Origin of the sequence: Achromobacter sp. (assembly GCF_032102605.1) — a bacterium.
GTDB lineage: Bacteria > Pseudomonadota > Gammaproteobacteria > Burkholderiales > Burkholderiaceae_B > Achromobacter.
Genome location: NZ_DAMDGT010000004.1, coordinates 232,160 through 245,841 on the forward strand (window position 1 = coordinate 232,160; position 13,682 = coordinate 245,841).

15 protein-coding genes are annotated in these 13,682 nt (G+C 66.2%); 7 read left to right on the forward strand and 8 right to left on the reverse strand.

The window, feature by feature from the left end:
• Position 1: 1 nt before the first annotated feature.
• The 4 genes from RT614_RS11495 to msrB form a co-directional block, all read right to left on the reverse strand.
• Positions 2–778: a peptidylprolyl isomerase gene (locus tag RT614_RS11495; protein WP_313622241.1), complete on the reverse strand. Its 777-nt coding sequence runs from the start codon at positions 776–778 to the stop codon at positions 2–4.
• 17 nt (positions 779–795) lie between these two features.
• The gene (locus RT614_RS11500) at positions 796–1,065 is read right to left on the reverse strand and encodes a BolA family protein (RefSeq protein ID WP_313622242.1); all 270 of its coding nucleotides are present in this window, start codon (positions 1,063–1,065) and stop codon (positions 796–798) included.
• 70 nt (positions 1,066–1,135) lie between these two features.
• Positions 1,136–1,720 (reverse strand): septation protein A, encoded by a 585-nt coding sequence (locus tag RT614_RS11505; RefSeq protein ID WP_313622243.1) that lies wholly within the window; start codon positions 1,718–1,720, stop codon positions 1,136–1,138.
• Positions 1,721–2,119, reverse strand: a complete 399-nt coding sequence (gene msrB, locus RT614_RS11510) for a peptide-methionine (R)-S-oxide reductase MsrB (protein WP_313622244.1) — start codon at positions 2,117–2,119, stop codon at positions 1,721–1,723.
• Between the two features lie 52 nt (positions 2,120–2,171).
• On the opposite strand from msrB, the gene RT614_RS11515 reads away from it, so the two are divergent.
• The 7 genes from RT614_RS11515 to RT614_RS11545 all read left to right on the forward strand — a co-directional run bounded on the left by RT614_RS11515 (position 2,172) and on the right by RT614_RS11545 (position 9,289).
• Positions 2,172–2,849: an ABC transporter ATP-binding protein gene (locus RT614_RS11515; RefSeq protein WP_313622245.1), complete on the forward strand. Its 678-nt coding sequence runs from the start codon at positions 2,172–2,174 to the stop codon at positions 2,847–2,849.
• A complete protein-coding gene (locus RT614_RS11520; protein WP_313622246.1) occupies positions 2,846–3,442 on the forward strand; it encodes an energy-coupling factor transporter transmembrane protein EcfT in 597 nt (198 codons plus the stop codon). Before RT614_RS11515 ends, RT614_RS11520 begins: the two co-directional genes overlap by 4 nt.
• A 39-nt stretch (positions 3,443–3,481) precedes the next feature.
• Entirely contained in the window at positions 3,482–4,039 is a 558-nt protein-coding gene (locus RT614_RS11525) for a biotin transporter BioY (RefSeq protein ID WP_313622247.1), read from the forward strand.
• 270 nt (positions 4,040–4,309) lie between these two features.
• Positions 4,310–5,473, forward strand: a complete 1,164-nt coding sequence (locus RT614_RS11530; RefSeq protein ID WP_313622248.1) for an ABC transporter substrate-binding protein — start codon at positions 4,310–4,312, stop codon at positions 5,471–5,473.
• Between the two features lie 177 nt (positions 5,474–5,650).
• Positions 5,651–6,688, forward strand: a complete 1,038-nt coding sequence (locus RT614_RS11535) for a branched-chain amino acid ABC transporter permease (RefSeq protein ID WP_313622249.1) — start codon at positions 5,651–5,653, stop codon at positions 6,686–6,688.
• 4 nt (positions 6,689–6,692) lie between these two features.
• Positions 6,693–8,528, forward strand: a complete 1,836-nt coding sequence (locus RT614_RS11540) for a branched-chain amino acid ABC transporter ATP-binding protein/permease (protein WP_313622250.1) — start codon at positions 6,693–6,695, stop codon at positions 8,526–8,528.
• Positions 8,528–9,289, forward strand: coding sequence for an ABC transporter ATP-binding protein (locus RT614_RS11545; protein WP_313622251.1), 762 nt, complete (start codon positions 8,528–8,530; stop codon positions 9,287–9,289). The genes RT614_RS11540 and RT614_RS11545 overlap by 1 nt, the downstream gene beginning before the upstream one ends.
• Before the next feature lie 99 nt (positions 9,290–9,388).
• Here RT614_RS11545 and RT614_RS11550 read toward each other — a convergent pair whose 3' ends face one another.
• Genes RT614_RS11550 through RT614_RS11565 form a run of 4 tightly spaced genes read right to left on the reverse strand, consistent with a single transcriptional unit; the run spans position 9,389 to position 13,611 of the window.
• Complete coding sequence (locus RT614_RS11550; protein ID WP_313622252.1) at positions 9,389–9,808, reverse strand: ASCH domain-containing protein; 420 nt, start codon at positions 9,806–9,808, stop codon at positions 9,389–9,391.
• Complete coding sequence (locus RT614_RS11555; RefSeq protein ID WP_313622253.1) at positions 9,790–11,931, reverse strand: phosphocholine-specific phospholipase C; 2,142 nt, start codon at positions 11,929–11,931, stop codon at positions 9,790–9,792. Before RT614_RS11555 ends, RT614_RS11550 begins: the two co-directional genes overlap by 19 nt.
• A gap of 47 nt (positions 11,932–11,978) precedes the next feature.
• Positions 11,979–12,695 (reverse strand): IclR family transcriptional regulator, encoded by a 717-nt coding sequence (locus RT614_RS11560; protein WP_313622254.1) that lies wholly within the window; start codon positions 12,693–12,695, stop codon positions 11,979–11,981.
• A gap of 19 nt (positions 12,696–12,714) precedes the next feature.
• Positions 12,715–13,611, reverse strand: a complete 897-nt coding sequence (locus RT614_RS11565; protein ID WP_313622255.1) for an NAD(P)-dependent oxidoreductase — start codon at positions 13,609–13,611, stop codon at positions 12,715–12,717.
• Between the last annotated feature and the right edge of the window lie 71 nt (positions 13,612–13,682).

The window sequence follows — 13,682 nt, forward strand, 5'->3', positions numbered from 1 at the left end:
CTTACTGGATCTTGGCCTTGTCGCGCAGTTGCTTCTGGTAGTCAGCCAGGGTTTGCTGGCGCAGCATTTCTTCCAGTTGCGGACGAACCTGGTCCATCGGCGGGAATTCGACCGGACGGGTGTCGTCGACCATGATGATGTGCCAGCCGAACTGGGTCTGGACGGGCTTGTCGACCAGTTGGCCCTTCTTCAGCTGGGTCACGGCCTGCGCGAACGGCTGGACGTAGTTGGTCGGGGGAGCCCAACCCAGGTCGCCACCCTTTTCGGCGCTGCCGGGGTCCTTGGAGTTCTTCTTGGCCAGGTCGTCGAACTTGCTCTTGTTGCTCTTGATCTGACCCAGCAGGTCGTTCGCCGTCTTCTCGTCTTCGACGAGGATGTGGCGGACCTTGTATTCCATCTTGCCGGCTTGTTCCTTCTTGATCTTTTCGTATTCGGCGGTGACCTGGGCGTCGGTGACCGGGTGCTTGGCCAGGTAGTCGGCCATCAGCGCGCGGACCAGGATGCCTTGGCGGGCCAGTTCGATTTCGGTCTGGACGTCGGCCTGCTTGGCGATGCCGCTGGATTCGGCGGCTTGCACGAAGATCTGACGGTTGATCATTTCCTGCTTGACCTGTTCGCGCAGTTGCGGCGAATCAGTGGCGCCTTGGCCGACCAGGAGCTTGACGAATTGATCCAGGCTCTTTTGCGGAATGGCCTTGCCGTTGACGGTGGCAACGTTTTGCGCAAAAGCAGGCACGGCGATGACGCAGGCCGCAGCCAGCATGACGATGCGTTTCATGAATATCCTTTTACTTTCTATTTGGGAGCCTGGGCGTCAAGCGCAAGCGCATGAATCGGATAAGGGATCAAATCTTGCAAATGATGATACACCAGCCGATGTCGCGCGACGGGCGAGAGCCCCGCAAAGCAAGGCGCTACGATGATCACGCGATAGTGGCCGGCGCCGTTTTTACTGCCTTCGTGGCCGGCATGCAAATGCGAGTCGTCCAGAATGTCCAGGCTGAGGGGTTCCAGGGCGGCGAGCCGCTCCCGGATCAGGGCAATGCGATCGGTGGTTTCTGACATGGGGGCAGGGGGAAAGTTCCGGCGCGCCGGCCCCGCGACGGGGGCGCGCGCCTGGGATGGAGAGAGCGGCTCAGGGCTTGCCGGGCGGCGTCGTGCCCGGGCCGGCAGGAGAGTTTTCCTCGGTCTGGATGTGCTTGCCCAGCCACAGCGACTGTCCGATCACGAAGACGATCATCAGGCCCATCAGGCCGAACGCCTTGAAGCTGACCCACTGCGACTCGGTGAAGTGTCCCGAGAAGGCCACGTACAGGTTCAGTGCGCCGGCAACCAGGAAAAAGGCGGCCCAGACCATATTGAGCTTGTCCCACGCAGCGTCCGGTAACTGGATCTGCTTTTCCATCAGGCGGCGGATCAGGTTGCGGCCGAACAACAGGCGGGCGAACACCAGGGCGCCACCGAACATCCAGTACAGGACCGTGGGCTTCCACTTGATGAAGACGTCGCTGTGCAGCCAGATGGTCGCGCCGCCGAAAACCAGGATGACGGTCAGGTTGATCCAGTGCATGGCTTCGGTGGCGCGGCCGGTGGCCTTCAGCCAGATAATCTGAAGCACGGCTGCGGCCATGGCGACGCCGGTCGCGATGAAGATGTCCGTGTACCTGTAGGCGATGAAGAACAGGAACAGCGGAAACAGGTCGAACAGAAACTTCTTCATTCAGTCTTCTATGGGTTCAAACGTCATCGACAGGGAATTGATGCAGTAGCGCAGCCCGGTGGGTTCGGGGCCGTCGGGGAAGACGTGGCCCAGGTGCGCGTCGCAGACGTTGCACAGCACTTCCGTGCGCACCATGCCGTGGGTGGTGTCGCGTTCTTCGCGCACCAGTTCCGGGTCCAGCGCCTGGAAGTAGCTGGGCCAGCCGCAGCCGGCGTCGAATTTGGTGTCGGATGCGAACAGCGCCGTGCCACAGCCCACGCAGCGGTAGATGCCCGGCGTGAAAGTATCCCAGTAGCGGCCCGTGAACGCGCGTTCGGTACCCTTTTGGCGGGTGACCACGTATTCTTCCGGGGAAAGCTGGGCGCGCCATTCGGCGTCGGTTTTGCGTACTTTTTCCATATGAGCTCTTGGAGTCGCGATGCCCGAAATGGTTCGGGCATAATCCCGCCCCATGTTAATCGAGTTTGACCAGGCGGTAGTGTCCACGCCCCAGGCAGAAGTGTTGCGCGGGGTGAGCGTGACCCTGGCCGAACGCCGCATCGGCATCGTCGGCCCAAATGGGGCCGGCAAGAGCACGCTGGCGCGCCTGATCAACGGGCTGGTGATGCCGTCGTCGGGGACAGTGCGGGTGGACGGACTGGACACGCGCCAGGACCTGAAGGCCGTGCGGGGGCGGGTCGGCTTCGTCTTCCAGAATCCGGAAAACCAGATCGTCTTTCCCATCGTGCGCGAAGACCTGGCCTTCGGGCTCAAGCGCCTAGCGCCGGACAAACAGCAGCGCGAAGCCCGTATCGAATCCGGTCTGGACAGTCTGGGCGTGGGCCATTTGGCCGACCGCAGCAGCCACACCCTGTCCGGGGGCGAGCGCCAATTGGTGGCGCTGGCGGCGGTGCTGGTCATGGAGCCCGCGCTGATCGTTTTCGACGAGCCAACCACGCAACTGGACTTGCGCAACCGCAACCGCGTGCTCGCCGCCATCGCGGGACTGCCTCACGACGCCATCGTCGTCAGCCACGACCTGGACCTGCTGGAAGACTTCGACCGCGTGCTGGTCGTGCGCGACGGCGCGATCGCTGCCGACGATGTGCCGGGGCCGGCCTTGCGCTGGTATCGGGAACACTGCGGATGATGGAGCCCCTGTACGTCGCGGGCGCCACGCCGCTGCATCGCCTGCCGGCGTGGGTCAAATTGCTGGCGCTGATGGCGGCGGGCGCGGGGCTGTTCATGCTGCGCGATCCGGCCTGGCTGGCGCTTGCCTGCGCAATCGCTGCGGGGTTTGTGTGGTCCACGGGAGTCGCCGCGGCAGCCGTGTGGCGCCAGGTGCGAGGGCTATTGTGGGTGCTGTTGGCCATGGCCCTGTTCACGGGCTGGTTCCTGGGGCCGGTCGAGGCGCTGGCCGTCGTGCTGCGCGTGGCGGCGATGGTCGGACTGGCGCTGGCCGTCACGCTGGCCACCCGCACCTCGGACCTGATCGGTGTCTGTGAAAGCGCATTGCGGCCGTTCGAGCGCACTGGCCTCGTGGACGCCGAAAAGGTGGCGTTGGCGCTGGCGCTGGCGCTGCGTTTCGTGCCCGAGATCTGGCGAAACTTCCAGGAAATCCGCGAGGCGCAGGCCGCGCGCGGACTGGGCGCGAATCCGGTCGCCTTGATCGTGCCGCTGATCGTGCTGACCTTGAAGCGCGCCCAGGAAGTGGCCGAAGCGATCGATGCGCGTAGTTTCTGAAGACGGGACGCCGTGTCCGTCAATCTTAGGGGCAACACCATGAAATCCAGCAATACCGTGCTGATCGCGCTGTTCGCGGCGCTGATCGTCGTCCTGAGCCTGATGCCGCCGATCCCGATGCCCGGCATTCCCGTGCCCATCACCTTGCAGACGCTGGGGGTCATGCTGGCCGGCGCGATGCTGGGACCCGTCCGTGGCGCGTTGGCGTGCCTGTTGTACCTGGCGCTCGCGGCCGTCGGCCTGCCGGTCCTGCCCGGCGGCCGGGGAGGGCTGGGCGCGTTCTTCGGACCTACGGGTGGTTTCCTGATCGGCATGGTGGCCGGCGCCCTGGTGACGGGCTGGCTGGCTCGCCGCTTGGCGGCCCGGACGTCGCGCACCTGGATGGGATTGGCGGGCTATGTCGTGGCCTGCGTCGTCGGCGGCATCGCCGTGGTGTATGCCTTCGGCGTGCCGTGGCTGGCCGCGGTGGCCAAAATGGATATCGGCAAGGCTGCCGCCGCCGTGGCGGTGTTCCTGCCGGGCGACCTGGTCAAGGCCGTGCTGGCCGCCTGGGTGGCGTCGCGGGTGGAGCGCGTGTGGCCGATGCTGGGCCGCTGAATGTCGTGAAGGCGCCGGCGCTGTCATAAAGACCCCGGCCGCTCCAAGGGAATCCCCCAACTGACGCCCGCAACCCTTTCAAGTACAAGTTCGCCATTAACAAACGCGTTCGCCAAAATGGTGGTTTCCGTAGCACATCAGGGAATTACCGTAGTTGCGCTAGGTCATCTGATACTGTTTTAACCATATAATATTTTTTTCTGTATAACTTTAAACAGGCTCGCTTCGCCTCGTTCGAGGCACATAAGAGCCACCACAGGAGACAAAAATATGCGCAAGCACTTCGGCTTGTCCGCGGCCGCCGCCGCTGTAGCCCTGACTCTGCCGCTTCTGGCGAGCGCACAGGTCAAGGTTGGCGTCACGGTGGCCAGCACCGGTCCCGCCGCTTCGCTGGGTATCCCCGAGCGCAACACGGTGGCGCTGCTGCCCAAGGAAGTCGCCGGCCAGAAGATCGAATGGATCGTCCTGGACGACGCCACCGACACGACGCAGGCTGTGAAGAACTCGCGCAAGCTGGCTTCCGACGACAAGGTCGACGTGCTGATCGGCACGTCCATCACCCCGGGCTCGCTGGCCATGGTGGACGTGGCCGCCGAAGCCAAGGTGCCGATGATCAGCGTGGCCGCCAGCGCCAAGATCGTCGAACCCGTGGACGACAAGCGCCGTTGGGTTTTCAAGACGCCCCAGAACGATGCGCTGATGGCCGGCGCCCTGGCTGACGCCATGGCAAAGTCCAAGGTCAAGACCCTGGGCTTCATCGGCTTTGCCGACGCCTACGGCGACGGCTGGCTCGACGTGATGCAGAAGGCCGCCAAGGCCAAGGGCATCGAGATCGTCGCCGTCGAAAAATACGGCCGCACCGACACCAGCGTGACGGGCCAGGTGCTCAAGCTGGTCGGCGCCAAGCCCGACGCGATCCTGATCGCCGGCGCCGGCACTCCGTCCGCGCTGCCGCAAAAGGAACTGAAGGCGCGCAACTACGGCGGCACCATCTACCAGACCCACGGCGCCGCCAACAACGACGTGCTGCGCGTCTGCGGCAAGGACTGCGACGGCATGCTGCTGCCGGCCGGTCCGCTGCTGGTCGCCGCGCAACTGCCCGACAGCAACCCGGTCAAAAAGTCGGCCCTGGCCTACGTCGAAGCCTATGAAAAGGCCAACGGCGCCGGTTCGACCAACACGTTCGGCGGCCACATGTGGGATGCCGGCCAACTGGTCGTCGCCGCACTGCCCGTGGCGCTCAAGTCGGGCGCCAAGCCTGGCACGCCGGAATTCCGCGTCGCCATGCGCGATGCGCTGGAAGGCGTGAAGGATCTGGCCGTGTCGCAAGGCGTGTTCAACATGTCGCCCACGGACCACGCCGGCTTTGACGAACGCTCGCGCGTCATCGTCAAGGTGGAAAACGGCAAGTGGGTCTACCAGCCCGGCCTGTAATACCCCTGGATCGCCTGATCGCGGGCCGCCCGATTCGCGGGCGCTCGCAGCGCGGGGGGCGGTAATCCGCCCGCCGTGTGCTCCCGGCAGTACTTCGCACCGGCCTCTCCGGCCGGTGTGTCGTATCAGTGTTCCGGGTGGGGCCGGAACACCAAGAAACCACAAGGTAGTTGTTAGATGGATTCATCAATTGCGCTGATCCTGCTGCAAGACGGTGTCGTCAACGGCGCTATCTATGCCCTGCTGGGCATGGCTCTGGTGCTGGTTTTCGCCGTTACGCGCGTCATTTTCATTCCCCAGGGCGAGTTCGTGGCGTTCGGCGCCCTGACCCTGGCCATGCTGGTGGACGGCAAAGTGCCGGGCACCGCTTATCTCTTGCCGCTGCTGGGCCTGGTCTGCCTGGCGCTCGAGCTGCTGCGCGCCCTGCGCACCCGTAGCGCCGCGGGCCTGCCGAAAACCATCGCCACCTGCGTGATCCTGCCGCTGGCGCTGTTCTGGCTGACCAAAAGCTACACCGCCGCAGAGAACTCGCTGTGGCTGAACATGCTGCTCACGCTGTTCCTGGTCGTGCCGATGGGGCCGATGGTCTATCGCATCGTCTACCAGCCCCTGGCCGAAGCCACCGTGCTGGTGCTGCTGATCGTTTCGGTCGCGGTGCACTTCGCGCTGATGGGCCTGGCGCTTGTGTTCTTCGGCGCGGAAGGCTGGCGCACGCCCGCTTTCGTGAGCGGGCAGGTGGATCTGGGATTCATGACGTGGTCGGCGCAAAGCCTGTTCGTCGTCGCGACCTGCGCGCTGCTCATCATTGCCCTGTGGCTGTTCTTCGGCAAGACGCTGTATGGCCGCGCGCTGCGCGCCACCGCCGTCAACCGCCGCGGCGCGCGGCTGGTGGGCATCAGCACCAACATGTCGGGTTCCCTGACGTTCACGCTGGCCGTGGGCATCGGCGCGATGTCCGGCATGCTGATCGCTCCGATCACCACGGTCTATTACGACACCGGCTTCCTCATCGGCCTGAAGGGCTTCGTCGGCGCCATCATCGGCGGACTGGCCAGCTATCCCATCGCGGCGGCGGGCTCGCTGCTCGTCGGCGTGCTGGAATCCTTCTCGTCGTTCTGGGCCAGCGCCTACAAGGAAGTGATCGTCTTCACCCTGATCATCCCGGTTCTGGTCTGGCGTTCGTTCAGCACCCATCACGCGGACGAAGAGGAATAAAGCCATGAACCGCATTCTGCTTGCCGTGTTTCTCGTCGTTCTGGCGGGCCTGCCGCTGGTGTCGGCGACGCCCGAATTCTGGGTGACGCAACTCAACTACATCGGGCTTGCGAGCCTGGTCGTGCTCGGGCTGGTGCTGCTGACCGGCGTCGGCGGCCTGACGTCGTTCGGCCAGGCCGCGTTCGTCGGCCTGGGCGCCTACACCACCGCCTACCTCACGACGCAATACGACGTATCGCCCTGGCTGGCGCTGCCCGCCGGCCTGGTGCTGACCGCTGTCGTTGCCTACTTGCTGGGCGCGATCACGCTGCGCCTGTCGGGCCACTACCTGCCGCTGGGCACCATCGCCTGGGGCCTGTCGCTGTACTACCTGTTCGGCAACATCGACTGGCTGGGCAAGCATGACGGCATCGCCGGCATCGAGCCCATCAGCATCTTCGGCATCTCGCTGGCCAGCGGCCGCCACATCTATTACCTGATCTGGGTATGCGTGCTGCTGGCGCTCTGGGCCACGCGCAACCTGCTCAACTCGCGTCCCGGCCGCGCCATCCGCGCGCTGAAGAGCGGGGCGGGCATGGCCGAGTCCATGGGCGTCAACACCGCCGCCTACAAGATCGTGATCTTCGTGTGGGCCGCGCTGCTGGCTTGCGTGTCGGGCTGGCTGTATGCCCACATGCAGCGCGCTGTCAGCCCCAGTCCGTTCGGCCTGAACTACGGCATCGAATACCTGTTCATGGCGGTGGTTGGCGGCGCGGGCTACGTCTGGGGCGCCCTGCTGGGCTCCAGCGTGATCCTGGTGCTGAAGGATCAACTGCAGAACCTGCTGCCCCGGTTGCTGGACACCAACGCCAACTTCGAGATGATCGTCTTCGGCGTGCTGCTGATCCTGATGCTGCAATACGCCCGCAACGGCCTGTGGCCGATCCTGGCGGGATGGTGGGGCAGCATCACGGGCGCGGACGGTTCGCGTCGCAGCCTGGCGCCGCCCGCGTCGGCCCCGGCGCTGCCCGCGCGCGAGCGCCCGCAGGCCGGGCAGGTCGTGCTGAAAGTGGACGCCATCCGCAAGGAATTCGGCGGCCTGGTCGCCGTCAACGACATCACCTTCAAGGTCAGCTCCGGCGAGATCATGGGCCTCATCGGTCCCAACGGCGCCGGCAAGAGCACCACCTTCAACCTGATCAGCGGCGTGCTGCCGGTGACGCGTGGCCAGGTCACGTTCATGGGCGAGCGCATCGACAACCGCTCGGCGCGCGAAATCGCCAAGATGGGCGTGGGCCGCACGTTCCAGCACGTCCAGCTGCTGCCGGGCATGACCGTGCTGGAGAACGTGGCGCTGGGCGCACACATGCGTTCGGACGTGGGCGTGCTGGCCGGCGCCCTGCATTCGGATCGGGCTCGCGAGGCCCAACTGCTGCACGAAGCCGCGCAGCAGCTCAAGCGCGTGGGCCTGGGCGAATATTTGTACGAACAGGCGGGCAACCTGGCCCTTGGTCAGCAGCGCATCCTGGAAATTGCGCGGGCGCTGGCCTGCGATCCGGTCCTGTTGCTGCTGGACGAACCGGCCGCCGGCCTGCGCTACAAGGAAAAGCAGGATCTGGCGCGCGTGCTGGAACAGTTGCGCGCCGAGGGCATGAGCATCCTGCTCGTCGAACATGATATGGATTTTGTGATGCGCCTGACCAACCACCTCGTGGTGATGGATTTCGGCACCAAGCTGGCCGAAGGCGTGCCGGCCGACGTGCAAAAGAACCCGGCGGTGCTGGAAGCCTACCTGGGCGGCATCGACGACGACCTGCCCGAAGCGGACCAGGCCAAGCCCGTGCCCGCAGGAGGCGTGTGATGAGCGCAACGAATTTTCCCGTCCTCGAAGTCACCAACCTGTCCGCCCGCTACGGCAAGGTGGGCGCGCTGGTCGGCGCCACGCTCACCGTGCCGGCTGGCAGCATCGTCACGGTCATCGGCGCCAACGGCGCCGGCAAGTCCACGATGCTGAACGCCATCATGGGTTCTCTGCCCCAGACCGGCCACGCAGCTGGCACGGTCCAGTACGCCGGCAGCGACGTGTCGGGCTGGCTGGTGGAACGCCGTGTTGGTGCCGGCATGTCGCTGGTGCCCGAGCGCCGCGAGCTCTTTGGCAGCATGTCCGTGGAAGACAACCTGCTGCTGGGCGGCTTTCGGCGCTACCGCGCCCGAGAAAGCGGCTGGCGCGACACGCTGAATGAAGTGTTCGACCTGTTCCCGCGGCTGCGCGAACGGCGCGCCCAGCAGGCCGGCACCCTTTCCGGCGGCGAACGGCAGATGCTGGCCGTGGGCCGCGCGCTCATGGCCAAGCCCAATCTGCTGATGCTGGACGAACCCAGCCTGGGCCTCGCGCCGCGCATCGTGCGCGAGATCTTCCACATCATCGCTCGCCTGCGCGAGACCGGCGTGGCGATCCTGCTGGTCGAGCAGAACGCGCGCGCCGCGCTGCAGGTGGCCGACTACGGCTACGTGCTGGAAACCGGCGAAGTCATCCTGCATGGCCCCGCCCGTGAACTGGCCGGCGACCCCAAGGTCATCGAAAGCTATCTGGGCTTGGGCAAGGGCGCCGAAGCGGCCTGAGCCGCTCCTGGCATTCCGCCCACAAAAACGCCGGCCACCGCAAGGGGCCGGCGTTTTTCATGCCTGGTGCGCGTGCGCGTCATGCGGCGGCGCCGGGCTTTACTCGTCGCGATCGAAGACGTGGATCAAACGAAACCGCTCGCACACCAGCATCATGTCCGGGGCGTATCCGCCGTTGCGTTCGAAGTACGCAATATGCGCGTCGCGCCATTCTTCATAGGGGCCTTCTCCTTCGGCCAGCGCGAACGCCTCGTCCACCTGGTCAAAGCGCTGGATGAGGACGCTTTCGGTTTCGATGACGCAGGCCGGCCGTCCCCGGCCGTCCAGCACCACATCTTGCCGGCCCGCCGCGGGCGCGGGGTCGTCGTCGTCGTAGTCGCGCAGCGCGCCGCAGGTGGCGGTCTTGGCGCCCGCAAGCACCAGGGCGAGCAGGGCGTCGGCAAGCTCGGGAGAATCGCCGAACTGGAAGGTCACTGCGGTGTCGTAGGGGGCGGGAGGCTTCACGGTTGGGGCGTCCATTGAAGTATCAGTTCCGGTCCCATCGCGGGGTCCGAGGTTGAGTGCGAACCCGTCTCGATGCGGCCGGCCTGCCGGCGCAGCAAGAACGGGTCGTCCGGGTCGTGCACGCTGACGTCGTACCAGCCGCCGCTGCGGGACATGTCCCACGCCAGCTCGAGTCTTTCGCCCGGGGCCAGCGTCAGGCTGGATTCGCGCGGGTAGTCGTAGGCATTCGGAGCGATGCGGCAAGCGCGGGGCCGGGCGTCCGGATTATGCAGCGACACCCGTAGTGTGCTGCCTTCGTAACGGCACGAGACCTCCAGCGCTGGTCCGGTCGGCCGGATGCGTCCGGCGCAGTGCCGGTGAAAGCCGTTCGGGCCGATGATCCACAGGTCGTAGCGGCCGTCGTGCGCAGCGCGCCACGAATCCTGCAGCGATTTGCCTGCCTCCACGGTATAGCGGCGCGGGCCGCTTTCCAGGTCCAGCCGGTCGTAGACGTGCAGCACCGCGCCGGCGGCCCCAACGTTGGAGAAGCGCAGGGACACGCGGTCATCCTGGACACTGGCGTCGGTGTGCAACGCATACGGCAGCGCGCGCGATGGCCGGGCGCCCGGCTGTTGCTGCGCCAGCGCCGCGGACGTCGGCGCCGGCGGCTTGACGGTGCCTGGCAGCGCGGCGGCCCGCGCCGCGCGCTCGGCGGTGGCGGGCAGGGCGTGCAGCCGATCCTGGTCGTCGGGCGACGCAAAATCGAAGACCGACATCAGGTCCCCGCACACGGCCTGGCGCCAGGGCGAGATATTCGGCTCGGCCACGCCGAAACGACGCGCGACGAAGCGCAGCACCGACGTGTGGTCGAACACCTGGGAATTGACCCAGCCGCCCTTCGTCCAGGGCGACAGGACGTACATGGGCACGCGCGGGCCAAGCCCGTAGACGCCGTTGAGGTGGGCCGGCGTGTCGTCCTTTTCCACGCCGGTGACGTGGCCGTGGTATTCGCCACGGGTGTCCACCGTGGAGGCGCCGGCATATTCGCCCTGGGCGTTGCGCGAAGGCGGCGCGGGGGGCGGCATGTGGTCGAAGAATCCGTCGTTCTCGTCGAACATCAGCAGCAGGACCGTCTTGCTCCAGACCTCGGGATTCGCGGTCAGGGCGTCCAGCACGCGGGCCGTGTAGTCCGCGCCCTGCGCCGGGCTGGACGGACTGGGGTGCTCGGATCCGGCGCGGGTGGCGCAGATCCACGACACCTGCGGCAGCGTGCCGTCCAGCACGTCCTGGCGCAGCAGGTCCAGGTCGCGCGTCGTCAGGGCCTTTTCCTTCAACGCCGCCATCGACCCGGGCAGGCCCAGATAGGCGTCGCGATAGGCCTTGAATCCGGCGGTGGGGTTGAGCGAATAGTTGTCCGCCATGTTCTGGTAGATGCGCCAGCTCACGCCCGCGCGCTCCAGCCGTTCCGGATAGGTGGTCCAGGTATAGGCGCCGGCAGGGTCGCCGCCGGTCAGCTTGTTGTAGACGTTGCCCAGCGCCGGCCCGTTGCCCCGCGCCAGACCGTCGTTGGTGCCGGTCCAGAGGAACAGCCGGTTGGTGTTGGTGCCGCCGGTGAACGAGCAGTGATAGGCATCGCACACAGTGAAGGCGCGCGCCATCGCGTACTGGAAGGGCAGGTCGTCTTCCGCGTAGTACGCCATGGAATGGTTCTTCTTGGCGGCCGGCCAGTTGCCCATGCGGCCGGCGTCCCAAGCGTCCTGCGCGTTCGACCACGTGTGCGGGGTGCTGGCCACGCGGATGGCCTCGTAGGCCTCGCGCGTATCCAGGCGGTATGGCAGCACGGTGCGCGGCGCGCCTTCGTCGGGCTTGTCGTTGTACTGCGCCCAGACCGTGCGGTTGCGGGCATCGGGGCTATCAGGAACCGGAATCGGGAAGCGGTCCCCGAAGCCGCGCACGCCCGCCAGTCCGCCGAAATAATGGTCGAACGAGCGGTTTTCCTGCATGAAGATGACGATGTGCTCGACATCGCGGATCGTGCCGGTGCGCTGGTTGGCGGGAATGGCCAGTGCGCGGCGGATGGCCGCCGGAAACAGCGCGAGCGCGCTGCTGGCGCCCGCCAGGGCGGCGCTGTTGCGGAGAAAATCGCGTCTGCTTTGCATGGGCTCGTCCGGCGTTCGGAAGCCCACAGCGTACGCCGCCTTTCCTGTTATTTGCCTGACGGCCAGCGGCCGCCCAGCGCGCGGGTGGCTTCGGCTGCGGCGTCCTGCACCAGCTTGCCCATTTTCTTGACGGCGGCCGGCGAGTAGCGTTCTTTGGGGCCCGACAGGGATATGGCGCCACAGAGGTCGCCATCGGGGCCGAAGACCGGGCTGGCCACCGCAGCACAGTTGGGATCGCGTTCGCCCATGGACGTGAGCATCAGGCCGGCCTGCGCAGGCGACTGGCCGTCCACCATATAGGCTGTCAGCAGCTTGCCCGCCGCACCCTTGTCCAGCGGCAGCAGGTCGCCGACGCGGATGCGGTCCAGCGTGGAATGGTGCGAATCCACCCGCAACAGGCACACGCGCGTCTGCGCGTCGTTGTAGACGTGGAAGGACGCGCTTTCGGTGCCCTTGTCGACGAGGCCCTGCAGCAGCGGAAGAATGGTTTCGGTCAGGCGGTAGGTGGCTTCGTAGGCGCGTCCGAGGTGATGGGCGTAAGGCCCGAGCGCGTAGCGCCCGTCGGCGCGGCGCACCACCAGGGCGGCCTTTTCAAGCGAAGCGATGAGCCGCAAGAGCGTGCTCTTGTAAAACCCCGTGGCCCGGGAAAGATCGGCAAGCGTGATGGGATCGGTGCGTTGCGCGACGGCCCCGACGATGGTCAGGGCGCGTTCGACGGCGGCGACGCCGTCGGTGGAATTGTCCTGAGTAGGGGTACGACTCATTGGAATGATAGGGGGGTGATTACGCGGTGGTTCCCGACTCCGGATCGATCACCCGGCTGATGACCGGGAAATAGCGGTTGCCGTGCCCTTGGGCGAGCGCCGCGTCGAACCAGTGGTCTACGTTGCGGGCTCCCAGCGCCTCTACGCCGGTCTGGTCTGCCAGCGCCAGCGCGTAGCGCAGGTCTTTGCGGGCGTAGTCCACAGGGAAGGCTTTTTCGGGAAAGTCTGCGGGCAGAATAGCCTTTAAGCCGTGGTTGCGCAACGCGAAGCTGTCCGCCGAACCGCGTGTGAAGGTCTCGAGCAGGACCTGCGGATCGACGCCGGAGCGGCGCGCGATCGCGCGGGCCTCGGACAGCGCCACCACGGTCTCGAACAGCACCATATTGTTCAGGATCTTCACGACCTGGCCGCTGCCGACGGGGCCACAGTGGGTGATTTCGTTGGCGAAGGTGGAGACCAGCGGCTTCACGCGGGCAAAGACCTGCGCGTCGCCGCCGATCATGACCGACAGGGTGCCGGCCTCGGCTGCGGCGCGTGTGCGGGCCACGGGAGCGTCGATGAAGGTCGCCCCCTTGGCGGCGAATTCGCCAGCCAGCTCGCGCGTTACGTCCACGGGCGAAGTGCTCAGGTCGACGATCAACTGGCCGCTGCGCGCGTTGGCCAGCAGGCCGTCGGCGGCGCGCGCCAGCTGCGCCACGACTTCACCAGACGGCAGGGACAGGAACACCACGTCGCAGTCGCGCATGATCTGCGCCGCCGTCGCCGTGGCGACGCCGTGCGCGGCAAGGCGCTGCAGGGGAGCGGGATCGTTGTCGCAGCCCAGCACGGGCAGCCCGCCCTTGGCGGCCAGGTTGCGGCAGATGGGTTCGCCCATGACGCCCAGGCCGATGAAGCCGGCTCGTTGAAATTCAGGCATGAGGATAGTCTCCGAAAATAGATTGGGACGGCCGCCAGCGCGGCCTTGAATGGTCTTCAGGAAAGCGGCCG